This is a genomic window from Pelagerythrobacter rhizovicinus, assembly GCF_004135625.1.
GTDB classification, from domain to species: Bacteria; Pseudomonadota; Alphaproteobacteria; order Sphingomonadales; family Sphingomonadaceae; genus Pelagerythrobacter; species Pelagerythrobacter rhizovicinus.
In genome coordinates this window covers 279,520-305,759 of the sequence record NZ_SDPV01000002.1, presented here as the reverse complement: position 1 = coordinate 305,759, position 26,240 = coordinate 279,520, and the positions used below count along the sequence as shown (strand labels likewise).

Here is a 26,240-nt window from a genome sequence, read left to right as displayed (position 1 = left end):
TCCCGAACTGGTAGAGCGCTTCCGGGCCGACCTCGAACGGCTCCGGCCCGGCAGCGAACGACTGGGTCTCGCCGTCTCCGGCGGTCCGGACAGCATGGCAATGCTGCTGCTCGCGTATGCTGCGATGCCGGGGCGGATCGAGGCGGCGACCGTCGACCACGGGTTACGGCCGGAAAGTGCCGGCGAGGCGGCGCTGGTCTCGCACCTGTGCGCCGAGCTCGGGGTGTCGCACACCACGCTGGACGTCGATGTTCCCGATGGCAACGTCCAGGACCAGGCGCGCAGGGCGCGCTATGCCGCCCTGGAAGACTGGGCCCGAGGGCGCGGGCTCGTCGCTGTCCTAACCGCGCATCACGCCGACGATCAGGCCGAGACGCTGCTGATGCGGCTCAACCGAGCGAGCGGCGTCGCCGGGCTCGCCGGGGTCCGCGCCCGAACCGTGGTTCCGGAAAGCGATCTGGCCTTGCTGCGCCCGCTGCTTGGCTGGCGCCGCGCCGAGCTTCAGGCAGTGCTCGACGCGGCAGGGATCGTGGCCGTCCGGGATCCATCGAACGCGGATGAGCGGTTCGATCGCGTGCGCATCCGCCAGGCGCTTGCCGGCGCCGACTGGCTTGACGCCGCCGCGCTGGCGCAGAGCGCCGAGCATTTCGCGGATGCCGACGAGGCGCTGGACTGGGCCGCGGAGCGCGAGTGGGAGGAGGGAGTCGACGCGCTCGAGAGTGGCTATCTCTACCGCCCCGGCGCCCCCCGCGCGATCCGCCTGCGAATTCTGGCGAGAGCCGTGGGTCTGCTTGGTGGTGCCCCCCGGGGCGGCGCGCTCGCGCTGCTCGATGATGCCCTCGTACGCGGATCGGCCGCGAACTGTGGCGGAGTGGTCGGGCGCAGCACGGCCGATGGTTGGCTGCTTGAATCCGAACCGCCCCGGCGATCCTAGCACCCGCTCTTGTCCGGTCGCCCTGCCTGCGCGGGGTGATGGCCGGGCGTCAAATAATCGAATCACCCAGCTGCATCGTCTCGCCGCGGGTGATGATGACCTTGTCGCCCTTCTTCGCGATTGCGAACAGGCGGCTGGCGAGTTCGTCGGGAATGGCGATGCAGCCGTGGCTGGCGTAGCCGTTCTCCACCTCGGAACCGCCGTGGATCGCGACCCCGTCGCGGGTCAGCCGCAGCGTCCAGGGCATCGGCGCGTTGCCGTATTTCTCCGAGACGTTGTGCCGTTCCTTGCTGAGAATCGGGAAAGTGCCGAGCGGGGTCGGATGTTCGTCCGTGCCGAGCATGGCGGCGGCGGCGCCGATTTCGTACCCGCCGCGGAAGATGGAGATCACGCGCGCGTCGAGATCGACGGTAACGATCAACGGTCCATCGGGCACGCCCTCGTCGTCCCAGTACCATTCGCCGTACTTGATCGGCCCCTCTATCGGCAGGATGCGCTTTACGACGAACGCCTGACCGTCGGGCTGGGGTGCGGGAGCGGGAGTCTCGGCAACGGTTTCGGACGCCGCGGCCGGCTCGATCCCGCTTCCCGTCGCGGTCGTCGGTCGCTCCGCCAGAGCGGCTTCGTCGACCGGGATAGCCTGCTCCAGTGCCGGACCTTCCTGGGTTTCAGGCTTGTCCCGCAAGTGGTTCACCAGCGTTGCGCCGCCGAGCAGGAGAACGAGTGCGGCGGTCGCGCCGCCGATCCATTTGAGCATCGGGTCCATGGCCGGACTATGCGACCCTCGGCGCCTGGTGGCGAGTCCGCTGCGCATCGCGTCCCGCAGGGGGACGCGGATCGAACAATGATTAACGCCCGAGCGCGGCTGCTTCGCGGGCGGTGCGCTCGACCTTCTCCCGGTCGGGCGCACCGCGCGGCGCGACCCAGCTTCCGCCGACGCAGAGCACCGGATCGAAGGCAAGCCACTCGGCCGCGTTGTCGAGTCCGATCCCTCCCGTGGGGCAGAACCGACAGGCACCGAACGGCGCAGCAAGGGACTTGAGCGCCGGCAAGCCGCCCGCGGCCATGGCCGGGAAGAACTTGAAATGCGTGAGGCCGAGGTCGAGCCCGCGCATGATGTCTCCGGCGTTGGCGATGCCGGGCAGGAACGGCACGTCGCGGCGGATCGCGGCCTGCGCGAGCGGTTCGGTCAAGCCAGGCGAGACGATGAACTCGCTCCCGGCGGCGAGCGCGTCTTCCAGATCGCGCGGATTGGTGACGGTCCCGGCACCGACGATCGCGCCGGGCACCTGCTTCATCTCCGTGATCGCGGACAGCGCGGCGGGGGTGCGCAAGGTCACCTCGAGCACGCGCAGCCCGCCGGCGACGAGCGCCTCGGCCAACGGCACGGCGTGCTCCAGTTCGTCGATCACGATCACCGGAATCACTGGAGCAGTGCGCATCAGCGCGTCGATATCGGTCATGTCAAAGTCCTGCGGTGGCGAGCATGGCCGAGCCGCCCTGTTCGGCGCCGTCGGCGAAGTTGCGGAACATGGCGAAGAGTTCGCGCCCCGTGCCCCACTCGGGTGCGGGATCGGGCACTGGCTCGCGGGACTCGAGATCGGCCGTGGTCGAAAGCTCGCCGGTCACGGCGCAGACTCGGACCACGTCGCCGTCGCGCAGCCGCGCCAGCGGGCCGCCGGCGAGTGCTTCGGGCGTGCAGTGGATAGCGGCGGGCACTTTGCCGCTCGCGCCCGACATGCGCCCGTCGGTAACCAGCGCCACGCGGTAGCCGCGGTCCTGCAGCACGCCGAGGACGGGCGTCAGCTTGTGCAGCTCCGGCATTCCGTTCGCGCGTGGGCCCTGGAAGCGGACCACGACCACGACATCGCGGTCGAGTTCGCCAGCCTTGAACGCCTCGGCCACCTCGCGCTGCGTCTGAAACACCCGGCACGGCGCCTCAATCGTCCAACGCTCCTGCTCCACCGCGCTCGACTTGAAGCATGCGCGGCCGAGGTTGCCCTGGACGAGCCGCATGCCGCCATCGGCCTGGAACGGATCGGAAACGGGGCGCAGCATCTCGCGATTGCCGCTCGGGCCCGGATCGCGCCACACCAGCGTGAGCTCGTGCGGAGATGGCTTCTTCAGATCGTCCGTCATCTGGGCGGCCGGGTTCCCGTCGGTGCGGGGGGCGTCTTCCCGCTCCCGGCTTTCGCCGAGCCCGGGCTCCAGCGCATAGTTGGAGAGATCACCCTCGCTTACGGTCAGCACGTCGCGGTGGGCCAGACCGGCCTCGAGCAGCTCGCCGATCACGTAGCCGATGCCGCCGGCGTCGTGGAAATGGTTCACGTCGCCCGCACCGTTCGGATAGACCCGCGCCAGTAGTGGCACGACGTGCGACAGCTCGGCCAGATCGTCCCAGTCGAAACGGATGCCCGCAGCGCGGGCCATCGCCGGGATATGGATCGCATGGTTGGTCGATCCGCCGGTGGCGAGCAGGCCGACGGCGGCATTGACGATCGCCTTCTCGTCGACGCAGCGGGCGAGGGGGCGATAGTCGTTACCCTTCTGCCCGATTGCGGCGACCCGGTGCACGGCGGCGCGGTCGAGCGCCTGGCGCAGCTTGGTGCCCGGCTGGACGAAGGCGGCGCCAGGGACGTGCAGCCCCATCAGCTCCATCATCATCTGGTTGGAATTGGCGGTACCGTAGAAGGTGCAGGTGCCCGGCGAGTGATAGCTGCCGAGCTCGCTTTCGAGCAACTCGTCGCGGCCCACTTTGCCCTCGGCATAGAGCTGGCGGACGCGCTGCTTCTCCTTGTTCGGAATGCCGGTCGGCATCGGTCCGCCGGGCACGAAGATCACCGGCAGGTAGCCGAAGCGCAGCGCGCCGATCAGCAGCCCGGGCACGATCTTGTCGCAGATGCCGAGCATCAGCGCGCCGTCGAACACGGCATGGCTCAGTGCCACACCGGTCGAGAGGGCGATCACGTCGCGGCTGAACAGCGACAGCTCCATGCCCGTCTCGCCCTGCGTCACGCCGTCGCACATCGCCGGCGTGCCACCCGCGACCTGCGCCGTCGCGCCGGCTTCGCGCGCATAGATCTTCAGCCGCTCGGGATAGCGGCCATAGGGCTGATGCGCCGAAAGCATGTCGTTGTAGGAGGTGACGATGCCGATGTTCGGCAACTCGCCGGACTTGAGTTCCGGCTGGTCGTGCAGCGTCCCGGCATAGGCATGCGCGAGGTTGGAGCATGAGACAGACCGCCGATCGGGCCGATTATCGGCTTCGCGCTGCATCAGGTCGAGGTAGGCCGCGCGGCTGTCGCGCGAGTTCTCGATCACGCGCTGCGTGACGCGATGGACGGTATCGTTGAGGGTCATAGGATCCTCTCCGTTCCTGGGAGGATGCGTGTGAAACTATTCATGCCATGTCACCCCATCGCGCTCTGCCAGCGCGATTGCCGCGCTCGGGCCCCAGGTGCCGGCGCTGTAGGGGCGGGGGGTGAGCCCCTGTTCGGCCCAGCCGGCGCGGATCGCGTCGATCCATTCCCATTGCGCCTCGACCTCGTCGCGGCGGACGAACAGCGTCTGGTCGCCTTCGATGAGGTCGAGCAGCAGCCGTTCGTAGGCGATCCGCCGCACCGCACCGGAGAACGCATCGGGCATCGAGATGTCGAGCGGCACCGAGCGCAGACGGATGCCCTCGCGGTCGAGCCCCGGCACCTTCGCCATCAGCGAGAGGTGCACGTTTTCTTCCGGCTGGATGCCGATGACGAGGCGGTTGGGCTGCATCCTGGCGCCCTTGTCCTCGAAGATCGAGTGCGGAACGCTGCGGAACTGCACGACGATCTCGGTCACCCGCTCGGGCAGGCGCTTGCCGGTGCGCATGTAGAAGGGCACGCCCTTCCAGCGCCAGTTGTCGACGTGTGCCTTGATCGCGACGTAGGTTTCGGTGTCCGAATCCTTGCCCAGTTCCTCGTCGTAGCCCGGCACGGATTCGCGCTGGATCGCACCGGCGCGATACTGGCCAGTCACCGTCTCGCCTTCGGTCACCGGGCGCAGCGCGCGCAGGACCTTGACCTTCTCGTCGCGCACCGAGGTCGCGTTGAAGTTGCCCGGCGGCTCCATGGCGACGAGCGCGAGGAGCTGGAGCATGTGGTTCTGCACCATGTCGCGCAGGGCGCCGGCGTCGTCATAGAAGGCGACGCGTCCTTCGAGGCCGACCGTTTCCGCCACGGTGATCTGAACGTGGTCGATGTGGCTTGCGTTCCACAGCGGCTCGAACAGAATGTTCGCGAAGCGCAGGGCGAGAAGGTTCTGCACGGTCTCCTTGCCGAGATAGTGGTCGATGCGGAAGATCCGCTCTTCCGGAAAGGCTGCGGCGACCGCGTCGTTGATCTCGCGGCTGGTCTCCAGATCGGTGCCGAGGGGCTTTTCCAGGCACATGCGCACGTGCGGCCCGTCGAGCCCGGCGTGCTGCAGTCCGCGGATCGTCGGCTCGAACAGGCTGGGCGCGGTGGAAAGGAAGATCGCGATTCCGCGTTTCGGCTCACCAACCTTGGCGGCGAGTTCCTCGTAACCCTCCAGCGTCGTCGCATCGAGCGGCTGGTAGCTCAGGCGGTTGAGGAACTCGGCCATGCCCCCGCGGCGATTGACGGGCAGGAATTTCTCGAGCGCGGCGCGCGCGAAGTCGCGGAACTCGGCATCGCTCATGTCCGAACGGGCCGTGCCGACGATCTTGAGATCGGGTGCCAGCAGGTCGTCGTGGTCCAGCGCGCAAAGCGAGGGGAGCAGCATGCGCTGCGCCAGGTCGCCCGTCGCGCCGAACAGGACCAGCCGGTCCGCAGTGAAGCTCATGCGCACATGCCTTTCGCTCTTCGCTTCCCTGTCTAGGAAACCGGGCCGGTGCATTCCAGTGTGCCGCATACATATTCAGGCTCGCTTGCGCTTTTGCGCGCTCTTCCCGATAGGAAGCGGCGATGAGCGAAAGGATGAAACGGCGGCCGACATCGATCGATGTCGCGGAACGGGCGGGGGTCAGCCAGTCCACCGTGTCGCGCGCGCTTGCCGGGTCCGAAGTGATCACCGAAGCGACCCGGGCGCGCGTGCTGCGCGCGGCGGAGGAGATCGGCTATTTCGTCGACGAGCGCGCGGCCCGGCTGCGGCGCGGCTCCACCGGCACGCTCGCGGTGGTGGTGATCTGCCGCCCCGGCGAAAGCGCCGCGGACATCAACCCGTTCTCCTACATGCTGCTCGGCAGCGTCTGCCTCGCGGCGTCGGAACGGGGGTTCGAAACGCTGGTCTCGTTCCAGGCGCGCGAAGAGCAGTTCTTCGGCCACTACGAGGAACGCGGCTGGGCCGACGGGCTGGTGGTGATCGGCACCACGACCAACCGCGCGGCGTGGGACTATTTCCGCGGGCTCGAGAAAGCGGAGCGGCGCGTGGTCTACTGGGGCTCGCCGTTCGACGATCTCGAATGGGTCCGCTCCGACAACCGCGCCGCCGGGCGGCTGGCGGTCGAGCACCTGCTTGCGCAGGGTTACCGCGCGCCCTGCTTCCTCGGCGCGATCGATTCTCCGCAGCACCAGTTCGCCGAGCGCTACGAGGGCTATTGCGAGGCCATGCGGGCTGCCGGGCTGGAGCCATGCCTGGTCCCCACGCGCGACGGCGCCACGCGCGAAGAGGAGGGCGCTGCGGCCGTCGGGGCCTGGCTCGACCAGGGGGGCGGGGCGGACGCGATCTTCGCCGCCTGCGACGCGATGGCGCTGGGCGCGCTCGAGGCGCTCAAGCACCGCGGCGTGGCCGTGCCGGGCGAGATCGGCCTGGCCGGCTTCGACGATCTGCCGGCCGCGCGCTTCGCGCAGCCGGGTCTTACGACGATCGCTCCCGATCCGGCCGCGGCCGGATCGCTGCTGGTCGATGCCCTGTTCAATGCCGGCGAGGGTGCCCCGCTGCGAAGGGTGTCGGTCTCCCTAACCCCGCGGGGGAGCACGGCGCGGTAATCGCGATCCTCCCCATTTTGCGTCAGCCAAATGGGGAGGGGGACCGCGAGACGCGTAGCGGCTCGTGGTGGAGGGGGTCTGCGTGACAATGCCCCTCCGTCACCCGCCTGTGGCGGGCGCCACCTCCCCATTTGTGCTTCGCAAAAATGGGGAGGATCTCACGTCTCATCCATGCGCCCCGAACTCGTTGGCGATGGCGGTGGTGATCCGCAGGCTCAGCGCGTGAGCCCGTTCGATCGGGGTGATGAACTCGTTCTCGATCGCGGCGTAGCCCTCCGATCCGCGGTCCGGGTAGTCGGACGGTTCGTCGAGCACATAGTCGGAAGGCGCGGGGAAGCGCGTTGGGAAGGCGCGGCGAAGCTGTGCCAGCGCTTCGTCGATGCGCAGCGTCAGCACCATCTCGATCACGTCGCCGCGGCTGATGTCGTTCGCGCGGCTGAACGCGGGCACGGAAACCGCGCGCATGAACATGAATTGCAGCAGCGCCAGCCGCAGCGCCTGGAGCACGCCGATCCGCCGGCGGACCTGTTCGCGGTCCTCCATCGGTGCCTCGTCGGGCAGCAGATCGAGAAGCCGGTGGAGCTTCAGCGCGTCGATCCGCAGGCGTGACGCGAGACGGCGGAACACGCCCGCGCGGTCGTCCTTGACCAGATATTCGGCGAGCGCGGCGCAGGCGCCGGACAGGTGCCCCTCGGTACCGCGATAGGTGCGGCTCGCCCAATAGGCGGAGTTGAACAGCTCGCCGTAGGCGGCGACGGTCTTGATGCTGGCGAGGGCGTTCGAAGCGCGCACCAGCCTGACGAGCTGCCGCCCCCGTGCGCTTTCCGACAGCAGCGTGGCGATCTCCTCGCGGTTGCCCTCGGCCGCGCTGCCCATCCCGGCAATCACGTTTACCGGATAGCCGAGCTGCTGGAGCACCGCGTTGTGCGGGATCGCGCGGATCTGCCGCAGGCTCATCTCGCGGTCCGACGAAACGTCCGACTGCCGGCGCGAGACGCGGCTGCCGGTCGTGTTGAGCAGGCCAAGACCGAAAGCGGTGACGGCGCGGCTGTAGGTCCGGCTTTCGAGATGCTCGTGCTGGTGGTCGCGGATCGCGCGGTAGAAATCGAGACTGATGTCGGTGCGGCGGTAGAACGGATCGGCCGGCGCATCGAGGTCGGTTTCGGTAGGGCGCAATTCGGCGATCCGGGTCAGTGTCGCCAGCGAGAGCTCGGGGTTGGCGAAGAACAGATAGCCGTCGCCGCCCTGGAAGGTGACTTCGGGCTCTATCCGGATGCCCGCGCGGGCGAAGCGCCGCCGCGCCCAGGGCGAGAGCGGCCACTCGAGCCTGTCGGCGAAGCCCCCGGGGTGCGCGCCGCGGCCCATACTTTCGCCGTGGGTGTCGAAGATCAGCGCCGCAACGTCGGTCAGTCCGTTGTCGGCCATCGCGTCGGCGAGTCGGCCTTGCAGCCGCTCGATCGCGAGGCTCGCCGGGATCTGCCCGACGAAGCGGCCCGCGTCGGAAAAGCCGGTCTGAATGCAGACGCGCCCGCGCCGCCGGGCGTAGTCGCGGTAGATCTCCTCGGCCAGCAGCGCGTCGAGGAAGCGGCCGCCGTGTTCGAGTGCCGTCTCCGTCTCGAACAGGGGGGAAACGTCGACTTTGTCCTCAACCCCGAACAGCCGCGCGAAATAGAGCGCGGCGAGCACCGTCGCCGGCTGCTCGCACTCGGCGACGAGCATGCGGATCGGCGCGTCGGCGTCGATGTGGCGGAGGATCTGCGCCATGGCGAGGAACTGGCGGATCGCGGTCGAACTCTCGATCGCCAACGCGGCGAAATTGCTCCTGAGCGGCGTCGCCTCGGCGATCAGCGTGCGCAGCGTGGCAAGCGCGCTCTGGCTCGACAGATCGAGCGTCTCGCCGCCCTCCAGCCGCCCGCGGATGGCGTTGTGAAGCTGCTTGGCGTTCACGCGGAAGTGGATCCCGCCCATGCCGAGTCCGTCGGCCCGCATCGCGGCCGCGAGCGCCTTGAGCGCGACAGCGCGGTCGTCCTCCGCGTCCGCCGCCTCGCGCTCAAGACTGTCGATCAGCGGGGCGAGCGACAGTAGCTTGGCCGGATCGTCCGCCGTCAGCCGGTTGGCCGCCGAGGAAAGCGCTTCCGCCTCGTCGAGCGGTTCGGCGAAGGCGGCGGCGCACTCGGCGGTGTGCCCCTGCGCGGGGCGCAAGGTGTCGAGCAGCGGGTGCGCGGGATCGATCGCGGCGAGCGTGTCCGCGTAGCGCCCGAGCCGTTCCGCCTTCTCGGCCAGGCGGAACCCGATCGAGGTGTGCCAGCCGATATCGGTTCGCCCGTCCATGTCGTAGCCGACCCAGGTGGCGAAGCGGAAAGGCACCGGGGAAAGCGCATGCCACTCGTTAGGCCAGCGCTCACGCGCGGTGCTCAGAAGGTGCGCCACGATTCGGTCGCGGGCATCCTGCGCCCGGGCGAGCGCGGCCATGGCCTGTGCATGCTCGAACGCCAGCGTGATTGCCGGCCCCTCGGGCGGAGCGGCGCAGGCGTTCTTGTCCACGCCTTCCGGGCTGGCAGCGGCGGAGGCGACCGCCTCCGATTGGGCGGGGGAAAGCAGGAAGGTCGGATGGGCGGTAAACACCGCGTGCAACTGCGGACGCTCCCACGCCGCGCGGAACTCCGCAAAGCTCGCGGCGTCCAGGCAGGCCGCAAGGGCATCGTCGTTCGCCTGCGGCTCGACAGGCGCGACCAGCCGCCGCAGCCGCGCGGCGCGCGTCATCAGCGCATCGCACTCGAGCTCCGCGATCAGCGCTTCGGCCCCGCCGAGGTCGAGCTCTCCGCTCTCCAGCATGCGCGAGAGTTCGAGCGAGAGCTGGAACACCGGGTTGAACTGCGGCGATTCCTGCGTCTGCCGATGCAACGTGGCGAGGCGGTCGGTGAGTTGGGCGACACTCGTCATCGGTTCATCCATGCTCGGCGAGAAAGGCGGCGGCCGCGCCGAACAGGCCCGGCTGCGGGTGGACGATCAGCTTGACGGGGATCGAGCCCATCAGCCCGGCGAAGCGGCCCTTGGCACGGAACCGGTCGGCAAAGCCCGAGGTCAGCAGCGTCTCGCGGATACGGTAGCCAAGCCCACCGGCGATGACCACGCCGGCAAACCCGCCCTGGACCAGCGCGATGTCCCCCGCGACGGAGCCGAGCGAGAGGCAGAACCGGTCGACCGCGGCAGCGGCGAGGCTGTCCTCCCCGCTCATGCCCTTGGTCCAGATTTCGACGTCGTCGCACTCGGCCACCGAGCGGCGCTCCATCGCGGCAAGCGTCTGGTAGATGTCGACGATTGCAGGGCCTGCGACCACGCGCTCGACGGATACGCGCATGTGCCGCTTGCGCAGCCGCGCGAGGATCGCATCCTCGATCAGATCGAGCGGGGCGAAGTCGACATGGCCGCCCTCGGTCGCCTGGACGCGGTACTGGCCGCCCGAGCGCCACAAGTGTGCGACGCCGAGCCCGGTCCCGGGGCCGAGCACGCTGATCGTCCCTTCCGATCCGAGCGGCTCGTCGGGCCCGGTCAAGTGCAGGAACTGGTCTTCCGGCGCACGCGCCACGGCATGTGCGACGGCTTCGAAGTCGTTGACGATGCAGTAGCGCTCGACGCCGAGCTTGGGCTTCACCAGCGCCGGGCGGATGATCCAGGGATTGTTGGTGAAGCGGATCACCTCGCCTCCGACGGGGCCGGCAATCGCCATGCTCACGGCGTTCGGCAGCGCGCCGCCCTGGCGTTGCCGGAAATCCTCCCACGCGGTCTGAAAGCTGGCGTGATCCTCGGTGTGGAGCGTCTCCGGTTCGCTCAGCGAGATGGCGCCGTCCTGCCCGATCGACGCGATCGCGAAGCGGGCGTGCGTACCGCCGATATCCACCACGACCAGATCCATCGCTCTCCTCCCGCTTTCGTCTCCTGCCAAAGTGCTAGCAGCAGCGCCGCGTCATGCCCACGCGCCGCATACATATTCACGCCTCGCGCGTAACCCTGACGTGCTTCTCGAGGAACTCGGTCGGTCCGAAGCTGGTGATGAAGCTGACGTCCGCGGCGTCGCGGCCTACGCCGATCTTCACGATCTCGTCCGGCCCGGACATGCCGGTGGCGTCGACCAGGAACCAGGCGCCGCCGCCCGGAGTGGTCGGATCGGTCAGGAACACTTCGGCGACCGCATGGAAATCCGGCGGATCGACTCCGGGCGCGAAGCAGCTAACGAAGCGCGCGGGAATGCCCGAGGCACGCGCGAGCGTGACCATGACATGCGCGAAGTCGCGGCAAATCCCGCGCCGCTCGATGAAGCTGTCGAGCGCGGTGGTGTTGGGCGTACTGCTGCCCGGCTCGTACGCGAGATTCTGCACCATCCAGTCGTGGATCGCCGCTACCCGCGCACCCCCCTCGGTCCCGCCGAACTCCGCCTCCACGAACGGCTGGAACCGGTCGGCCGGGCAATAGCGCGAGTCGAACAGATACTGCACCGCCTCGCCCGGCAGATCGTGCGGCAGCAGGTATTCGAGGTTTCCGATCTCCGCCGGCAGCCGATTCACGGCCACCTTGGCCTTGTACGAAACGTCGTAGCGCCCCTCCGCGCGGATCCACACCCGCTCGCCGATGTCGTCCTGCGCCGAAATGCGCGCGAAATGTTCGCCGGTTGTTACCCAGGTGTCGGTCTCGATCAGCGTCTGCTCGGGGATGATCGCCGCCTCGAACTGCAGCAGCACGTCGGTCACCTTCTCCATGCGGAAGGCGAAGGCGAGATCGATCGATATGGGCATATTCCGCCAACGCGGCGGAGGCGCGGTTGTTTCAGGCGCGAGAGATCGCGGGAATTGCCACCACCGGAACCATGGGGCACAACGAGGGCATTGGGGGAAGCATGAAATCTCAAAAGGCCATAATTATCGCGCTCATGCTTGGGGCGGCGCCGGCCGCGGCGCAGCAACCTGGCGAAGCGGCAGGAACGGTGTCCAACTATGCGGCGATGAGCGACGCCGAACTCGAGGCGGAGGTGGATAGGCTAGGGGACAGCTGGCTCGGCCAATGCGAAGTCAGCGAGCCGCTGCTGGCCGAGTTCAGCACACGTCCAGCCGGTGAGGGCTATCGGGCGGGCATGCTGCTTGCACGGGCGGTTTGCGCCGACAAGCAGGGCGCATACCGCCAAGCCGCCGATGCCTTTGCCGAGTACGAGAGGGATTTCGACCCATCGTCGTTTGTCGGTCTCGGGCTCTACCTCGACTCGCGGCTCGACGATGCCGCCTCCGCACTCGCTCGGCTCGAGCGCTTCGCGAACACCGCGACTGACGAGACGGCCGGGGCGCTGGACGTGGCCGGGTTCCAGGCTGCCGCGAGCCTCGCGCGCAAGCATGGCCGCGAGGACGCGTTCGAAGATCTTTCCTTCCGCCTGTTCCAATCGCCACTGTACGGCAGCTTCTCCGGCGACGTCAAAAGCGGCATTGCCTATCGGGCGCTGAAGCCTGCGATCCGTGCGAACAACGACGCCCTGATCGACGAAGCTCTGGGGCAAATACGCAATCCGGCCAGCTATCCGGATTTGCTGGCGCTGCGCGAATACGAACCCGCGTGGCTCCAGATCGAACGGAGGGTCGGCGAACATTTTACCCAGATTACGGAGAACTACCGTCACTGGGCGGCGGCACGCTATGATAGCGCATCGTACGACCGCGAGCGCTTCTCCGATGTTGCGCACGCGCTCTATTTCGACGGACGGTTCGAGGAGGCGACCGCTCTTGCGCGCAAATGGCGCGAGCGGCCCGGCGCTTTCGGAAACATCAAGGAGGGCGACGCCTGGGCGCTCAACATAGAAGCCTATGCACTCGACGCGCTGGGCCGGATCGACGAGGCCGATGCAGTATTCGACCGCCTTGCCGAACTGCCCGCGGACGAGAATCCCTGGGTGGTGAACTTCGTGATCAATCGCAGTTCCCGACTGGTTGGACAGGCTCGCTTCATCGAAGGTTTGGAAGCAGCCCAACTTGCGCGCGAAGTAGCCGAGGTACACGGCAGTACATATGCCAGAATGCTCGTCGCACGCGATCATGCCTGTGCGCTTCACGGACTCGGCCGCGGTGAAGAGGCCGAGACCGAGCTGGCGTACTTGCGCGAAAACCGCGTCGAGACCGTGGCCGTGGCGGCCCAAGCACTGCTGTGTGCCGGTCAGCGGGACGAGGCGCTCGCCATGCTGATCGACGGATTGGAAGAGGAACGCACTCGCTCGAATGTGATTGGCGGGTTGCTGCCGGAAGAATACGATCTCTTCTATACGGCATCGATCCTCCCTCAGCCGCGCGATCTTCTGGCCACGAGTGCTGAGCTACGCATGGCCTACGAGCGCTGGGCGCGTGAGCTACCCGAGAAGTTCGAGCCAGCAGCGTCGCTCAAGCGGGTGCCGCTCGATCGCATGCCGAGAAGCGCGCGCTAGCGAAGGGATTGCACCGCGCGGCTTCACCCGCTGTTCTACGGTTCCCCCACCAGGTGCAGCGCGACTTCGCGGCGGTGCGGGCGGGCGCGATGCTCGGCAAGGAACAGGCCCTGCCAGGTGCCGAGCATCATCCGCCCCTCCGAAACCGGGATCGAGTGGCTGACGCCGGTGAGCGCGGCCTTGAGATGCGCCGGCATGTCGTCCGGCCCCTCGTCGTCGTGCAGGTAGTGCGGCCCTTCGGGCGCGACGCGGCCGAGCCAGGCGATCAGGTCGTGCTGCACCGCGCGGGCGGCGTTCTCGTTGATCAGCAGCGAGGCCGAGGTGTGGCGACACATCGCGGTGAGCAGGCCGGTCTCGATCCCGGTGGTGGCGAGCCAGTCAGCGACCTCGCGCGTAATCTCGGTCAGGCCCGGCCCTCGGGTGTCGAAGGCAAGCGTGGTGGCGTGATGCGGCATCGCACCCATATAGGCGCCATGGGTTTCCAGCGCGACCTTTTCGCCCCCGAAGGGCAGGCCGTGGCGCCGGTGCCCGGCATGCTGCTGGTCGAGGATGCGATCGGCGCCGAGGAGGAGCGCGCTCTCGAGGAGCGGATCGATGCCGCCCCGCTCGAGCCGTTCCAGTTCGGCCAGTGGCGCGGCAAGCGGCTGACGGCGAACTACGGATCGGCCTACGACTACCAGCGCGGCAGAGTGGCCGAGGCACCGCCGCTGCCGGATTGGATCGAAGCCCTGCGGATGCGTCTCGCACCGCTCGCCGGCCGCGATCCGCAGGATTTCGTGCAGGCGCTGCTGATCCGCTACGATCCCGGCGCAGGCATCGGCTGGCACCGCGACCGGCCGCAGTATGGTGAGGTCCTCGGCCTCTCGCTCTCGGCGCCTGCGGTCCTGCGCCTGCGCCGCCGCAGGGCGCAGGGCTTCGAACGCCGCAGCATCGAGCTGCCGCCGCGCTCGCTCTACCTGCTGAGGGGCGAGGCGCGCGAGGCATGGGAGCACTCGATCGCCCCCATGGCCGTCACCCGCCGCTCTCTGACGCTGCGGACGCTGCGTTGAAGTTCGGGCGCTAGAAGTCGACCGAGACCGACGCGTTCACCGTGCGAGGGCGGCCCTGGAGCAGGGCGGCGCTGAAAGCATCGAAGCCGGAAGCCCAGTAGCGCTTGTCGGCCACGTTATCGATCGTCAGCCGCAGCGTGACCGGGGCGCCGCCGGCCGCGACGACATAGCGCGCGCCGAGATCGAACACGGTCCAGTCGTCGAGACGCAGCGTGTTCGCCGTATCGGCCCATTGCTTGCCGGTGTGCGTCATGCGCCCGGTCAGCGTCAGGCCCGGCACGAATGGCGTATCCCACTCCACGTTGGCATTGGCGGTGAAGCCGGGGACGCCCGCGACGTCAGCGCCGCCCTCTAGCTCGGCGTCGATGGTCGAGAGGCCCGCGATCAGCCGAAGACCTTCGACGGGTTCGCCGTTGACCGTGAACTCGATCCCGCGATGCCGCTGCTCGCCGATATAGCCATAGCGCTGCGTCCCATCGGGTTCGGTAATCGTGCCGTCGCCTGGCCGTTCGATTTGGTAAAACGCCAGTCCGGCGTAGAGGAACCGACCCAGCGCGAGCTTGGCCCCGGCCTCGTATTGGGTCGACTTGCGCGGGGCGAGCACTTCGCCGCGGTTCTCCAGCGCGCTCTCCAGCGGCGCAACCGCGCCCTGCTGCAACGCCTCGATCCGGTTGGCGTAGAGCGAGACGTAAGGCAGCGGCTTGAACACCACACCGACGACCGGGGTGATTGCGTCCTTGTCGTACACCGTGTCGAGCTGGCCGTTGGCGGCGAGGTAGTTCTCGACATGGATCGTCTGCATGCGAAGGCCGCCGGTGATCAGCACGCGCTCGTCCCACAGTCCGACCGTGTCGGAGGCGAAGGCGCTCCACAGGCGGCTCTTCACGATCGGGAAGGGATCGTCGAGATCGCCGCCGGGATTCCACGGCGCGACCGTCGAGGGCGGCAGTGCCACCTGCGGGGTGTCGTAGAGATTGGTGGCAAAATTGTCCCGGAAATCGAAGGCGTTGCGGTTGGTCTGCCAGTTCACGCTGCCGCCGAAGTTGAACTCGTGCGTCACCGTCTCGCCGAGGTTGACTCGGATGCCGGCCTCGGCCGCCTCGTTGTTGTCGGTGCGCGGCACGATCAGTCCAGCCCCGGTCGCGGCGCCCGTTGCCGCATCCGTCAGGGTGATACGGCTGTAGATGCCATCCTCGCGCCCGTCGCGGGCACCGGCGCGCGCATAGAGCAGCGCGTTGTCGGCGATGTCCCATTCGAGGCTCAGCGTGCCGAACACATCGCGCATCTCGGTATAGGTGAAGTCCTGCGCGTAGTTCGCATCGGCGTCGGGCACGCGGGGAATCGCGGTCAGGTTGGGATCCAACGTCACCTTGGGCCGCAGCGAATCCACCCGCACGTTCTGGTAGGCGAGGTCGAGCGCCGCGCGGAAATTGCCGCCGTCGTAGTCGAGCGCGCCGCCGATCACCTGCGTCCGCCGGTCCTCGCGGTCGACCGAGGTTTCGCCGTCGCGGTAGGCGCCGTTGATGCGCAGGCCCCACTCGCCGTTGTCGCCGAACCGGCGGGAGACGTCGAAGCTGCCGCCGAAGTGGGCGCCCGAGGTGTAGCCAAGCGTCGCGCGCGTCAGCGGGTCGAATCCGGCGCGCTTGAGCTTGAGATTCACCGACCCGCCGAGCGACGACCCGCCCGGCGCTGCGCCGTTGAGGAACGCGCTCGCGCCGTTCAGCACCTGCACGCTGTCGTAAAGCTCGGGTGCGACGATCTGGCGGGGGGCGATGCCGTAGAGGCCGTTCACGCCCACGTCGTCGCCGAACAGCGGGAAGCCGCGGATCACGAACAGTTCCGAGGCATTGCCGAAGCCGTAGGTCGTGCGCACCGTCGGATCGTTGTCGAGCACTTCGCCCAGCGTCAGCGGCTGCTGGTTGAGGATCAGCGATTCATCGAAGCTGCGGATCGAGAAGGCGAGGTCTGCCGCATGCTTGTTGCCCAGGACGCCGGCATCGCCGCCGTTGGTGACCTCGGTCGCGTTGGCGCGCTGCGCGGTGACGACGATCTCCTCGGCGCTGTCCTGCGCGAGAGCGGGCGCGGCAGTGGCGGCGAGCGCGAGGGCGGAGGCCGTGAAGGCGTAACGAACGGTCATGTCAGCTCTTTCGTTGGGAGGAACGGCGGCCGCGCCGCCGCCAGGCGACGAGAACCGCGAGGAGAGGAAGCGAAAGCAGAACCCAGGCGGCGACATCGGGTGCGCCGTCGCCGGTGAGACCGAGCACGAGCCCGGCCATGCTCGCGGCGAACAGCACGAGCGGCAGCGCGAAGATGCCTGCCAGGCCCCGGCTGGTGCGGGAGGTTCTCGGGGCAGCGAAAGGCTTCACGCGAGCCGCCCTTCTGCTCCGCCATCGATTTCCGTCACGCGCCGCTCGATCGCGCCCGGGCTGCGGCGCCACCAGAGCAGCACACCGGTCCACAGCACCCAGATGGTCGCCAGCGTCAGTAGTGCCCAGACGATCTTGAGCGGCAGCCCGCCGTAGTCGCCGAAATGCAGCGGCTTGGACATCATCAACGCCTGGTTCAGCGCGGGCATGGCGCGCGCGTCGACCAGTTCGCCGCTTTCGGCGTCGATCAGCGCGGGGGTGAGCAGGTGCTGGGTCAGCGGCCGGTCGCCCTGGAAGAACACCGCGTAATGGCGCGCGGTGCTCCAGCCGCCGCCGGGGAAGGCGATGAACTGCGGGTTGCGGCCGGGCAGAACCGCCTGCGCCTCGGCCATCGCGGCATCGAGCGAGCCATAGTCGGCCGGCGCGACCGCCTGGGCGCCGCCATGCTCGGCGGTCATCGCTGCCAGCTCGCCCTCGCGCCAGGCGTCGGTCAGCGGATCGGCGAAGGCGTTGATCACGCCGGTGCCGCCGACGACCAGCGCCCAGGCGAGGATCACGATCCCGCCGAGGTTGTGCTGGTCGAGCCGCCCGACGCGGCGGCTGCGGTCCATCCGCAGAGTGCCGAATCGCAGCCGCCGCATGAACGGCGCGTAGAGCACCGTGCCCGAGATCAGCGCGACGACGAACAGCGCGCCCATCGCCCCGAGCAGCCACATGCCCGGCTGACCGAGAAACATGTCGGTGTGGAGCTGGAGGAGGAAGTCCATCACCCCGCCGCCCGGCGCGGGCCCGAGCGATTCGCCGGTCGCGCGGTCGAAGAACAGCAGCGTCATGTCCTCCCCCGCCGCGTCGGGGCTGGGGCCGGTGGTGACGGTCAGCAGCGGGCTTTCCTGGCTGAAGGCCATGAACAGCGGCACTTCGCCCGGCCGCTCCGCCAGCGCGGTCGCCACCATCGTGTCGAGCGGCACCCCGCTCTCCGCCGAGGGCGCGCCGGGGAGGGCGGTTTCGTAATCGACCCCCTCAAGCGCCTCGATCTCGTCATGGAAGATCAGCGGCAGACCGGTCAGGCACAGCATGAGCAGGAACACCGTGGGCACGATGCTGCTCCACTTGTGAACCAGATACCAGGCACGGATGGTGCTACGCCGCATGCGCCGCCGCCTAGGAGGCGGGGCGGCGTGGGTCAATGATAATCAGTTGCAATAAGAGCGGCGGCTGCGGCCTGCGATAGGCTCGGCGCTCGTCTCTCCCATCCATCAAATACACTTCCGCCGGCGAGCACTTCTCCCGAAATGGTCGGCCTCGTCGAAGCGGTGGAGAAGTTCGTTGATACGCGCCGCGACGTCGCGGAACTGCGGCCAGTACTCGGCGGCAGGCGTTACGTGATCGCCGCTGGCAATTAAGCGGAGATGCCCCGGGCAAACAGCGTGATAGTTCGCAGGGTGTCGTCGCCGAAGTAGCTGTTCCCCTTGCGGCCCTCGGCGGCGATCTCTTGCATCAGGTCGGGCAGCAGCCAAACTTCGACGCCCAGTTCCCTGGCCGCTTCCGGCACTCCCGGCTTCAATCCCACGTCACGATGGCGCGCTTCAGCCCGCTTTCCTGGCAGCCGTACTCCGCCAGCTTGGCCGACACCGCCGGATGCCCGAACTTCTCAGCCATGAAGGAGCCGAGCTTGCGCCGCGCAGTGGCCGCCTTGACCCGGATCTTGTGTTCGCCCTCTTCATAGAAGTCGTTCGTCAGCTTGCTGAAGCCGCTCGCAATCGAGACGCTGGTCTCGATATGCCAGCGCTCGTCGGTCACGGGATTGATGGCGAAGAGGTCGATTTCCTTCTGCCCCTGGCCGCCGCAGCGCAGGTTCGGAATCGTGGCCCAACCCTTCACGTAGCGAACGTAGGCCTCGACGATCTTCTCGGTCGTTTCCACCGCGTCAGTTCGCCTTCGCTGCCTTGCGCGCCACGCGCCTGTTCTTCGCCGCGCCCTTGGTCTGGAGCGGGTTCACCATTTGCTCGTAGAGCCCGAACAGGTGTTCGACCCGGTCGCGATCGCTGTCGAACGGCGTGCGGCGGTAGAGCCGATCCACCGCCGCATCGAGGGCGCGGTGGGCCTTGCGCAGGTTGGCGGGCATAGTGTCGGGATCGTAGAGATCGGCCAGGCTGCTCGCGGGATGCGCGGCGCGGGCGTCGAGCACGGCTCGCGCGAATTCTTTAACTTTCGAGATCTGCGAGGGCGAGGCACCGGGCCAAGGAAATGTGTTGTAGACGATCCCGATTCCGTACTGATAGCGGCTCTCAAGTCGCCCTCCGACGTGCTTCAACCACGCCATGTGCATCCTACTGGTAAGCACGCCAAACTCCCACACAGTCGCTTCCGGCAGGAAGCGCATTTTATTGCTCGGGATGCTGGGCGGCTCAAGCCAACCGATCGGGATGTAGTCACGCCGTTCTGAACTGACCTCTGGGAGCGCAAGAAACGGCTCCTTCGGGATAGCCTCGACATTGAAGCGCGTTGGTTGATCAGCAATCGCGAGAGTGCTCACTCGCTTACTCTCGCTACGAAACTCTCGGACCCGCGCGAGCCTCTCGAGCACATGGGGCATCCGCCGCAAATCTGCCGGTGAGATGTCCTGCAACGCGAGAATCCACCGCTCACCCCCTTTGATGAAATCGGCGGCGCCGATATACCGGCGCATCCAGTCCCTCGCGGCCGGCTCCTTTGCAAGGAACTCAAGTCGTTCATCCGGCTCGAATATCAGGTGTCCACCATCGATTGGTTGGCTGCCGCTGATGAGACGTGGTGCCGAGTTTATCGGAGCACTCTCCTCCTTTACGACGAGGTGCCGGTCTGCCACCGCTCTTGCATCGAACAGATAAGCCGTCAGCGCGCCGTGCCGGCTCTCCACCGGATCGCTCTTGATGTCCGGATAGCTGAACAGCCGCTTCTCGCCCGGCTCGAAATCGCGGTGCGTCAGGCCTGCGATCACGACGTGGACGTGCGCCTTGCCGCGCGCCTCGCTGAACCAGTTGAAGGTTCGGTGGGCGAAGGCGATCTCAAGTCCGTAGCGGTCGAACAGCAGAGGCCAGAGCTGCGCGACCTGCTCGCCCTGGGTGATCGAATTGGTGGCAACAAAGGCGATCCGTACGCGCTTGTTGGGCTGGATGTATGCCCCGGCCTTCAGGAACCACGCCGCGACATAATCGAGTGTTCCACCGGAGCCGCCAAGATTCGCTATCCGCCGTACCTGCTCGCGCTGGAACTGCGTCTGATACTTCGCGCCCACGAACGGCGGATTGCCCATCACATAGCGGCATTTCTCCGCCGGCAGCACCTCGTTCCAGTCGATCTCCAGCGCATCGCCGTGGCGGATATGCGCGCCGCCCTTCAGCGGAATGCGTGCATAGTTGAGCCGGAATGCCTCGTTGATTGCATTGTTGGCGATGTGGTCGGTCATCCACATCGCGACTTCGGCGATCATCGCCGGGAATTCCTCGTATTCGATGCCGTAGAACTGGTCGACCGTGACGCGGGTCATCAGCTCCGCGTCGATCCGCTGGTTGCCGTAGAGTTCCTGAAGACACTCGAGCTCCAGCCTGCGAACCTCTCGATAGGCGATGACCAGGAAGTTGCCGCATCCGCAGGCGGGATCGAGGAACGTGAGGCGCGAAAGGCGCGCCTGGAACTCCAGCAGCGCCTTGTCCTTGGCCGTCTTGCGCGCCTTCAGTTTCTCCAGCTCGTCCCGCAGGTCGTCGAGAAACAGCGGCCCGATGACCTTCATGATGTTTTCTTCGGAGGTGTAGTGTGCTCCCTTGGCGCGCCGCTCCTTCGCGTCCATCACGGACTGGAACAGGCTGCCGAAGATCGCCGGGCTCACGGCAGACCAGTCATGGCGGCAGCAGTCCAGCAGGTCCTCGCGCATCTTCTTGGTGAAGGCCGGCGTGCGCAGGTTCTCCCGGAAGAGCTCGCCGTTGACATAGGGGAACTGCTTGAGTTCCGCCGACAGGTTCGCCTGCCGCCGGTCCTCGGGTGTATCGAGCACTTCGAACAGCTCGTTGATCACCCGGCCGACATTGCTGCCGTCGGGCGCGGTGTCGTGCTCGATCAGTTGAAGGAAGATGTCCTTCGGCTGGAAGATGCCGGTGTCGTCCGCGAACATGCAGAACAGCAGGCGGACCAGGAACCGTTCCAGATTGTGGCCCGTATAGCCGCCTTCCTCCAGCGCATCGTGGATGCGGCCCATCAGCTCGGCGGCCTTGATCGTGACCGCTTCCTGCCGCTCGAAGCTGACCCGGCGGCCGAGCATGAAGTCGAAGGCAGTGACGTGCTTGTGCAGGTCCGCCAGCTTGAAGGTCAGCGGGTCGCCCGATGAATCGCGGTCGCGCAGCACCCACGTCTGGAAGTCGCAAGTGAGGATGAAGCGCGGCTGTTCGGTCGGGTGGATGCCGACGAGGTAATCCAGCGCCTGCGTCTCCGCCTTGCGGAGGTCGAGATTGCTGCTCTTCTGCTCGATCAGCAGCGTTTTTGGCCAGAACAGGTCGATGAAACCCTGCTTGTTGTTCAGCAGCTTTACCCGCCGCTCGTAGTCCGCGACCTGGCGCCGCTTGATGCCGAAGACCTCGAAAAAATCGTTATAGAAGCTGTGCGTCTCGCCCTTCTCGTAGTGGGCGTCTTTCCAGTCCTCGCTGAAAGCCTTCGCGCGCCGCGCGATCTCGTCCCACCCCAACCTCATGCGATGGTTATTCCCATCGTGAGAGAACTTGGCAACAAGCCATTTTCCTACACGCCGCGCGCTTGCCAGCTTCGCGTCGGCTCTTCCACACCGCCGATTCGCAGCCCCGGATGGGGCGCTTTTTTAGGTTCGCGCACCCCCACAGGTTACGTGGACAAAGCCTCTCGAATGGTCACACGAGGTGTGACTTTTGCGCTGTCGGCAGTCCGAGAACGGCGGAACTCAGCCGTTCCAGCGTGTGGCAGGTGTCAACGGTCAGGCGGTGGGCACGCCGTAAAGATCGTGCGCGTCGGCGTCCTCGATCTGCGCCTCGACGAAGTCGCCGGGCCGGAGCGCTTCGGGCACGTTGCGCAGGAAGACCTGGCCGTCGATCTCGGGCGCGTCGGCCTGGGTGCGGCCGGTGGCGCCGCGGTCGCCGTCTTCATCCGGTTCGCCGACCTCGTCGATGATGACCGGCAGCGTGCGGCCGACCTTGGCGCCGAGCTTGGCTGCGCTGATCCGCTCGGTCACTTCCATCAGCCGGGCGTAGCGCTCTTCCTTGACCTCTTCGGGCACCGGATCGGGCAGGGCATTGGCCGCAGCGCCCTCGACCGGCTCGAAGCGGAAGGCGCCGACGCGGTCGAGCTGCGCTTCCTCGAGCCAGTCGAGCAGGTAGCGGAAGTCCTCCTCGGTCTCGCCGGGGAAGCCGACCACGAAACTGGAGCGGATGGTCATGTCGGGGGCGATCGCGCGCCAGGATTTCAGGCGCTCGAGCACCTTGGCCTCGTTCGCCGGGCGCTTCATCGCCTTCAGCACTTTCGGGCTCGCGTGCTGGAACGGAATGTCGAGGTAGGGCGTCAGCAGCCCCTCCGCCATCAGCGGGATCACCGCGTCGACGTGCGGATAGGGATAGACGTAGTGCAGCCGCACCCACGGCACCTGGCCTTCGGGCGTGCGCAGGGTGCCGAGCTCGCGGGCGAGGTCGGTCATGTGCGCACGCACTTCGCGGCCGTGCCACTGGCGGCTCTCGTGGCGGATGTCGACGCCGTAGGCGCTGGTGTCCTGGCTGATGACCAGCAGTTCCTTCGTGCCGGCCGCGACGAGCTTCTCCGCCTCGCGCAGCACCGCATCGATCCGGCGACTGGTGAGCTTTCCGCGAAGCTGCGGGATGATGCAGAAGGCGCAGGAGTGATTACAGCCCTCGGAGATCTTGAGGTAGCTGTAGTGGCGCGGCGTGAGCTTCACGTCGGGCTGGGGGATCAGGTCGACGAACGGCCCCTGGCTCGGCGGAGCGGCCCGGTGCACTTCCTCCACCACCTGCTCGTACTGGTGCGCGCCGGTGACCGCGAGGACGGCCGGATGCGCGGCGCGGATCGCGTCCGCTTCCTCGCCCATGCAGCCGGTCACGATCACCCGGCCGTTCTCGGCGATCGCCTCCCCGATCGCGGCCAGGCTCTCCTCCTTGGCGCTGTCGAGGAAGCCGCAGGTGTTCACCAGCACGACATCGGCGCCGGCATAGTCGGGGCTCATCGCATAGCCGTCGGCGCGCAGGCGCGTGAGGATACGCTCGCTGTCGACGAGGGCCTTGGGACAGCCGAGGCTGACCATGCCGACCTTCTTCTGGCCGGGAATCGCGGTGGAGGGGGTGGAAGCCATTGCGCGGCGCGCCCTACACCTGTGGCGCGCTTTGCGCTACCGTGTAAGAAAAAGGCGAAGGAGAAACGTCTTGGGTCCGGTGAACTGGATTGCGGTTGTCGTTGCGGCACTGGCGGCAGGACTGCTTGCTTTCGCATGGTTCGGCCCCCTGTTCGGGCCTGCCAAGGCGCGCAAGGTGGCGCCTGGGAAGATCATGGCGCGATCTCGCCCGGAACGGGTCGCGGCGATCACCGGCGGCCTCTTGTTGCTGACCTCGGTGATGATGGGCCACATGTTCGCGCGCATCGGAGCGGACGCCTTGGCGACGAGGCCCTGGCTCTATTTCATGATGTCCGGCGGATTGGCCTTGGCCTTCGTGATTCCGGCGCTGTGGATCAGCTTCAGCCATATCCGCGTGCCGACGCGGGTCGCGCTGATCGATGCCGGGTATTGGCTTGCCGCCTATCTCGCCATGGGCGGCGTGTTCTGGCTGCTCGCCTAGGCGTCCTTCTCGGCAGTCGGGCGGATCTCGACCACCACGTCGCCGGCCTGCAAGGCCCCTGCCTCGGTTTCCCAGAAGCCCAGCGCCGCCCCGTTGCGGTAGACCCTCAGGCCGCGCCCGCCGGTGGCGAGCCGGTCGAGCGGCTTGCCGATTTCTTCGGGAAGAACCGGCCGCTCGACGAGGTGCACCCGCCCGGTGACGGAGGCGAGATCCGCCATGTAGTCGGCGATATGCATGCCCTGCACGCTTCCTGCGAGCAGCAACCCGGTGAAGCGAACCGGGTTGATCACGTTGTTCGCACCGGCCTGATGGGCGAGAAGTTCATTGTCCGCCGCCCGCACCACCACGGTGATCGGCACCTCGGGCGCGAGATGGCGGACGGTGAGCACGATCAGGATCGAGGCATCGTCGCGTCCCGCGGAGACCAGCACCGTCTCGGCTTCGGTGATGCGTACGGCCATCAGGCTGTCGTCGCGCGTCGCATCGGCCGCCATGACATTGCAGCCGAGCGCCTCGGCTTCGGCGAGACGTTCCTCGCTGGTATCCATGACCACGATGTGCCGCGGATCGGTTCCGCGCTCGATCAGCTCGGCAACCGCTTCCGAACCTGACACGCCGAATCCCAGCACTACGACATGGCCGGAGAGCTTTTCCTGGATACGGGCCATGCGCCATTTCTCCCAACTGCGCCTGATGATGAAGTCGTATGCCGCGCCGACGAAAATGAAGATCACGATGAATCGGATCGGCGTCACGATAACCGCCTCCACCAGCCGTGCACGATCGCTGATCGGCGCGATGTCGCCGAAACCGGTGGTGGTGATAGAGATCATCGTGAAATAGACGACGTCGAGGAACGAGACCTCTCCGTCGAGATTGTCGACCAGGCCTTCGCGGTCCCACCAGTGGATCAGAACCACGATGAAGACGAGCGCCAGCGCCGCGCCGACCCGGATGCCGAGGTCCGCCCAGACAGGAACCCTGAGCGCGCGCCGCAAGGGCTGGAAACGGGGGCCCCGATATGTGCGCTGGGGCCGCGCGAAACGTCGCGAGAGGTGAGTCCCTCTCACGCTCCGCTCCTGCCCCGCAGCTTGTCGGCCGGATCGACCTTCCGGCCACGATGGCGGATCTCGAAATGCAGTTCGGGACTCTCCGCCTCCCCCGACGTGCCGGCAATTCCGATCCGTTCGCCGGTCTTGACGACATCGCCCACTTCGACCGTGACCCGGCCCAGGTGGCCGTAGGCGCTGTACCAGCCCGTTCCGTGATCGATTACGACCAGCCTGCCGAACCGCGGCGCGTCGGTCTCCGCCTCGATCACCGTTCCGCTGGCGGAGGCGCGCACCATGTCCCCGGGACGGACTGCGTAGTCGATACCGTCGTGCCCGCCGCCGTCGGAGCGGACAGCATAACCGCGCAGGATTTCGCCGTCGTGCGGCGGACGGAAATAGGGCTCGGTCCGTACCGGTGTGGCGGATGGCGGCACCTTGAGCAGGGCGGGGATGATCAAGCGCTGGCCCGGATGTACGCGATAGGGCGGCTCGAGCCCATTGGCCATGGCGACGTTTTCGAACGTCACGCCATAGCGCATGGCGATCGCGAATCCGGTTTCGCCGGCCTTGACCACGTGGGCCCGCTGGCGCGGAATCGCGAGCCGCTGCCCTTCCTTCACGACGTAAGGCTCCGTCAGCCCGCTAGCCGCCGCGATGACCGTCGCGGGCACTCCGGCGCGGTTGGCGATTCCGTTCAACGTCTCGCCGGCCGTCACGACGTGCTCCGTCTCGGTCGCGGGATCACCGGCGGCGACCAGCAGCGGCACGAGCGCGAGCAGGGCCAGGCGCTTCATCCCGGGTAGCGCTCGCCCAGATCGCCCAGCGAGGCATGATGCGTCAGGTCGAGTTGCAACGGTGTCACCGCGACGTACCCTTCGTCGATCGCCTCCAGATCGGTGCCGTGGTCGAGCGTGTGCTCGATCGCCTGCAGGCCGAACCAGTAGTATTTGTAGCCGCGTGGGTCACGTCCCTCGACCACGGTTCCCCGCGAATAGTCGTGGAAACCCTGCCGTACGACGCGGATGCCCTTCACCTCTTCGGGAGGCCGGGCGGGGAAGTTGACATTGACCAGCGTGCGCTTCGGCAGAGGGGCGTCGAGTAGCGGAGCGAGCACCTGCGGGCCCCATTCGCGCGCGGCGCCGAACGGCACATCGTCGCCCATCCCCTCGCGCGCGTAGACCTGGCTGAGCGCAATCGAGCGGATCCCCGCCAGCGCGCCCTCGATCGCGGCCGAGACGGTGCCCGAGTATGTAATGTCGTCGCCGAGGTTGGCGCCGCGGTTGACGCCGGAGAGGATCACGTCGGGCGGCCCGTCCATCACCTTGCGCAGCCCGATCGTCACGGCGTCGGTCGGCGTGCCGGTGACCGAGAAGCGTCGCTCGTCATGCCGCCGCACGCGCACGGGCTGGGTGAGCGTGAGCGAATGACCGGTGCCCGATTGCTCCTCGTGAGGAGAGCAGATCCAGATGTCGTCCGAGAACTCGCGCGCGATCTCCTCGAGAACCTTGAGGCCCGGTGCGTGGATGCCGTCGTCGTTGGTGAGGAGGATTTTCATAGGTGCC

Annotated in this window: 23 protein-coding genes; 5 read left to right on the top strand and 18 right to left on the bottom strand. The window is 67.4% G+C overall.

What is annotated here, in order from left to right:
• Nucleotides 1-7: 7 nt before the first annotated feature.
• The gene (tilS, locus tag ETX26_RS09475) at nucleotides 8-934 is read left to right on the top strand and encodes a tRNA lysidine(34) synthetase TilS (RefSeq protein ID WP_225425800.1); all 927 of its coding nucleotides are present in this window, start codon (nucleotides 8-10) and stop codon (nucleotides 932-934) included.
• A gap of 49 nt (nucleotides 935-983) precedes the next feature.
• Here the strand turns inward: tilS and ETX26_RS09470 are convergent, their stop codons facing one another.
• The 4 genes from ETX26_RS09470 to zwf all read right to left on the bottom strand — a co-directional run bounded on the left by ETX26_RS09470 (nucleotide 984) and on the right by zwf (nucleotide 5,770).
• Nucleotides 984-1,700, bottom strand: a complete 717-nt coding sequence (locus ETX26_RS09470; RefSeq protein WP_129524457.1) for a L,D-transpeptidase family protein — start codon at nucleotides 1,698-1,700, stop codon at nucleotides 984-986.
• Between the two features lie 82 nt (nucleotides 1,701-1,782).
• A complete protein-coding gene (eda, locus tag ETX26_RS09465; RefSeq protein WP_129524456.1) occupies nucleotides 1,783-2,397 on the bottom strand; it encodes a bifunctional 4-hydroxy-2-oxoglutarate aldolase/2-dehydro-3-deoxy-phosphogluconate aldolase in 615 nt (204 codons plus the stop codon).
• A 1-nt stretch (nucleotide 2,398) separates the two neighbouring features.
• Nucleotides 2,399-4,294 carry a dihydroxy-acid dehydratase domain-containing protein gene (locus tag ETX26_RS09460; RefSeq protein WP_129524455.1) on the bottom strand — a complete coding sequence of 632 codons (1,896 nt, stop codon included), beginning with the start codon at nucleotides 4,292-4,294 and terminating at the stop codon, nucleotides 2,399-2,401.
• 36 nt (nucleotides 4,295-4,330) lie between these two features.
• Nucleotides 4,331-5,770 (bottom strand): glucose-6-phosphate dehydrogenase, encoded by a 1,440-nt coding sequence (zwf, locus tag ETX26_RS09455; RefSeq protein WP_129524454.1) that lies wholly within the window; start codon nucleotides 5,768-5,770, stop codon nucleotides 4,331-4,333.
• Between the two features lie 122 nt (nucleotides 5,771-5,892).
• Here zwf and ETX26_RS09450 point away from each other — a divergent pair, with 122 nt between their 5' ends.
• Nucleotides 5,893-6,915, top strand: coding sequence for a LacI family DNA-binding transcriptional regulator (locus ETX26_RS09450; RefSeq protein ID WP_129524453.1), 1,023 nt, complete (start codon nucleotides 5,893-5,895; stop codon nucleotides 6,913-6,915).
• 165 nt (nucleotides 6,916-7,080) lie between these two features.
• Here the strand turns inward: ETX26_RS09450 and ETX26_RS09445 are convergent, their stop codons facing one another.
• The 3 genes from ETX26_RS09445 to ETX26_RS09435 all read right to left on the bottom strand — a co-directional run bounded on the left by ETX26_RS09445 (nucleotide 7,081) and on the right by ETX26_RS09435 (nucleotide 11,708).
• The gene (locus tag ETX26_RS09445; RefSeq protein ID WP_129524452.1) at nucleotides 7,081-9,858 is read right to left on the bottom strand and encodes a phosphoenolpyruvate carboxylase; all 2,778 of its coding nucleotides are present in this window, start codon (nucleotides 9,856-9,858) and stop codon (nucleotides 7,081-7,083) included.
• A gap of 4 nt (nucleotides 9,859-9,862) precedes the next feature.
• Entirely contained in the window at nucleotides 9,863-10,831 is a 969-nt protein-coding gene (gene glk / locus ETX26_RS09440) for a glucokinase (RefSeq protein WP_129524451.1), read from the bottom strand.
• A gap of 76 nt (nucleotides 10,832-10,907) precedes the next feature.
• The gene (locus ETX26_RS09435; protein ID WP_129524450.1) at nucleotides 10,908-11,708 is read right to left on the bottom strand and encodes a transglutaminase-like domain-containing protein; all 801 of its coding nucleotides are present in this window, start codon (nucleotides 11,706-11,708) and stop codon (nucleotides 10,908-10,910) included.
• Nucleotides 11,709-11,809: 101 nt separating this feature from the next.
• On the opposite strand from ETX26_RS09435, the gene ETX26_RS09430 reads away from it, so the two are divergent.
• Entirely contained in the window at nucleotides 11,810-13,372 is a 1,563-nt protein-coding gene (locus ETX26_RS09430) for a tetratricopeptide repeat protein (protein WP_165271744.1), read from the top strand.
• Between the two features lie 35 nt (nucleotides 13,373-13,407).
• Here the strand turns inward: ETX26_RS09430 and ETX26_RS09425 are convergent, their stop codons facing one another.
• Nucleotides 13,408-13,827, bottom strand: a complete 420-nt coding sequence (locus tag ETX26_RS09425; RefSeq protein ID WP_129525323.1) for a secondary thiamine-phosphate synthase enzyme YjbQ — start codon at nucleotides 13,825-13,827, stop codon at nucleotides 13,408-13,410.
• An 18-nt stretch (nucleotides 13,828-13,845) separates the two neighbouring features.
• Here ETX26_RS09425 and ETX26_RS09420 point away from each other — a divergent pair, with 18 nt between their 5' ends.
• The gene (locus ETX26_RS09420) at nucleotides 13,846-14,421 is read left to right on the top strand and encodes an alpha-ketoglutarate-dependent dioxygenase AlkB (RefSeq protein ID WP_129524448.1); all 576 of its coding nucleotides are present in this window, start codon (nucleotides 13,846-13,848) and stop codon (nucleotides 14,419-14,421) included.
• Nucleotides 14,422-14,431: 10 nt separating this feature from the next.
• Here ETX26_RS09420 and ETX26_RS09415 read toward each other — a convergent pair whose 3' ends face one another.
• From ETX26_RS09415 to rimO, 7 genes are all read right to left on the bottom strand, one after another.
• Nucleotides 14,432-16,558, bottom strand: a complete 2,127-nt coding sequence (locus tag ETX26_RS09415) for a TonB-dependent receptor (protein WP_129524447.1) — start codon at nucleotides 16,556-16,558, stop codon at nucleotides 14,432-14,434.
• A 1-nt stretch (nucleotide 16,559) separates the two neighbouring features.
• On the bottom strand, nucleotides 16,560-16,787 hold the full coding sequence (locus ETX26_RS09410) for a hypothetical protein (RefSeq protein ID WP_225425695.1): 228 nt from the start codon (nucleotides 16,785-16,787) through the stop codon (nucleotides 16,560-16,562).
• Nucleotides 16,784-17,938 carry a PepSY-associated TM helix domain-containing protein gene (locus ETX26_RS09405; RefSeq protein WP_129524446.1) on the bottom strand — a complete coding sequence of 385 codons (1,155 nt, stop codon included), beginning with the start codon at nucleotides 17,936-17,938 and terminating at the stop codon, nucleotides 16,784-16,786. Before ETX26_RS09405 ends, ETX26_RS09410 begins: the two co-directional genes overlap by 4 nt.
• Before the next feature lie 248 nt (nucleotides 17,939-18,186).
• Nucleotides 18,187-18,357, bottom strand: a complete 171-nt coding sequence (locus ETX26_RS14305) for a hypothetical protein (protein WP_165271743.1) — start codon at nucleotides 18,355-18,357, stop codon at nucleotides 18,187-18,189.
• Nucleotides 18,348-18,710, bottom strand: a complete 363-nt coding sequence (locus ETX26_RS09400) for a hypothetical protein (RefSeq protein ID WP_129524445.1) — start codon at nucleotides 18,708-18,710, stop codon at nucleotides 18,348-18,350. Before ETX26_RS09400 ends, ETX26_RS14305 begins: the two co-directional genes overlap by 10 nt.
• A gap of 4 nt (nucleotides 18,711-18,714) precedes the next feature.
• Entirely contained in the window at nucleotides 18,715-21,510 is a 2,796-nt protein-coding gene (locus ETX26_RS09395; protein ID WP_129524444.1) for a DNA methyltransferase, read from the bottom strand.
• 255 nt (nucleotides 21,511-21,765) lie between these two features.
• Nucleotides 21,766-23,145 carry a 30S ribosomal protein S12 methylthiotransferase RimO gene (rimO, locus tag ETX26_RS09390; protein WP_129524443.1) on the bottom strand — a complete coding sequence of 460 codons (1,380 nt, stop codon included), beginning with the start codon at nucleotides 23,143-23,145 and terminating at the stop codon, nucleotides 21,766-21,768.
• A gap of 79 nt (nucleotides 23,146-23,224) precedes the next feature.
• Here rimO and ETX26_RS09385 point away from each other — a divergent pair, with 79 nt between their 5' ends.
• On the top strand, nucleotides 23,225-23,626 hold the full coding sequence (locus ETX26_RS09385; protein WP_225425799.1) for a DUF1761 domain-containing protein: 402 nt from the start codon (nucleotides 23,225-23,227) through the stop codon (nucleotides 23,624-23,626).
• On the opposite strand, the gene ETX26_RS09380 is transcribed toward ETX26_RS09385, so the two are convergent.
• The 3 genes from ETX26_RS09380 to surE all read right to left on the bottom strand — a co-directional run bounded on the left by ETX26_RS09380 (nucleotide 23,623) and on the right by surE (nucleotide 26,233).
• A complete protein-coding gene (locus tag ETX26_RS09380; protein ID WP_225425694.1) occupies nucleotides 23,623-24,624 on the bottom strand; it encodes a potassium channel family protein in 1,002 nt (333 codons plus the stop codon). The genes ETX26_RS09385 and ETX26_RS09380 overlap by 4 nt on opposite strands.
• 68 nt (nucleotides 24,625-24,692) lie before the next feature.
• A complete protein-coding gene (locus ETX26_RS09375) occupies nucleotides 24,693-25,472 on the bottom strand; it encodes a M23 family metallopeptidase (protein ID WP_129524440.1) in 780 nt (259 codons plus the stop codon).
• Entirely contained in the window at nucleotides 25,469-26,233 is a 765-nt protein-coding gene (surE, locus tag ETX26_RS09370) for a 5'/3'-nucleotidase SurE (RefSeq protein ID WP_129524439.1), read from the bottom strand. Before surE ends, ETX26_RS09375 begins: the two co-directional genes overlap by 4 nt.
• Nucleotides 26,234-26,240 lie beyond the last annotated feature (7 nt).

What these genes read in the sequence shown, in the direction of transcription:
- ETX26_RS09395 (WP_129524444.1), bottom strand. Translation starts at nt 21,510, where the DNA reads ATGAGGTTGGGGTGGGACGAGATCGCGCGGCGCGCGAAGGCTTTCAGC.
- ETX26_RS09430 (WP_165271744.1), top strand. Translation starts at nt 11,810, where the DNA reads ATGAAATCTCAAAAGGCCATAATTATCGCGCTCATGCTTGGGGCGGCG.
- ETX26_RS09460 (WP_129524455.1), bottom strand. Translation starts at nt 4,294, where the DNA reads ATGACCCTCAACGATACCGTCCATCGCGTCACGCAGCGCGTGATCGAG.
- ETX26_RS09375 (WP_129524440.1), bottom strand. Translation starts at nt 25,472, where the DNA reads ATGAAGCGCCTGGCCCTGCTCGCGCTCGTGCCGCTGCTGGTCGCCGCC.
- ETX26_RS09435 (WP_129524450.1), bottom strand. Translation starts at nt 11,708, where the DNA reads ATGCCCATATCGATCGATCTCGCCTTCGCCTTCCGCATGGAGAAGGTG.
- rimO (WP_129524443.1), bottom strand. Translation starts at nt 23,145, where the DNA reads ATGGCTTCCACCCCCTCCACCGCGATTCCCGGCCAGAAGAAGGTCGGC.
- surE (WP_129524439.1), bottom strand. Translation starts at nt 26,233, where the DNA reads ATGAAAATCCTCCTCACCAACGACGACGGCATCCACGCACCGGGCCTC.
- ETX26_RS09425 (WP_129525323.1), bottom strand. Translation starts at nt 13,827, where the DNA reads ATGCCGCATCACGCCACCACGCTTGCCTTCGACACCCGAGGGCCGGGC.
- ETX26_RS09415 (WP_129524447.1), bottom strand. Translation starts at nt 16,558, where the DNA reads ATGACCGTTCGTTACGCCTTCACGGCCTCCGCCCTCGCGCTCGCCGCC.
- ETX26_RS09405 (WP_129524446.1), bottom strand. Translation starts at nt 17,938, where the DNA reads ATGCGGCGTAGCACCATCCGTGCCTGGTATCTGGTTCACAAGTGGAGC.
- zwf (WP_129524454.1), bottom strand. Translation starts at nt 5,770, where the DNA reads ATGAGCTTCACTGCGGACCGGCTGGTCCTGTTCGGCGCGACGGGCGAC.
- eda (WP_129524456.1), bottom strand. Translation starts at nt 2,397, where the DNA reads ATGACCGATATCGACGCGCTGATGCGCACTGCTCCAGTGATTCCGGTG.
- ETX26_RS09420 (WP_129524448.1), top strand. Translation starts at nt 13,846, where the DNA reads ATGGGTTTCCAGCGCGACCTTTTCGCCCCCGAAGGGCAGGCCGTGGCG.
- ETX26_RS09470 (WP_129524457.1), bottom strand. Translation starts at nt 1,700, where the DNA reads ATGGACCCGATGCTCAAATGGATCGGCGGCGCGACCGCCGCACTCGTT.
- ETX26_RS09450 (WP_129524453.1), top strand. Translation starts at nt 5,893, where the DNA reads ATGAGCGAAAGGATGAAACGGCGGCCGACATCGATCGATGTCGCGGAA.
- glk (WP_129524451.1), bottom strand. Translation starts at nt 10,831, where the DNA reads ATGGATCTGGTCGTGGTGGATATCGGCGGTACGCACGCCCGCTTCGCG.
- ETX26_RS09445 (WP_129524452.1), bottom strand. Translation starts at nt 9,858, where the DNA reads ATGACGAGTGTCGCCCAACTCACCGACCGCCTCGCCACGTTGCATCGG.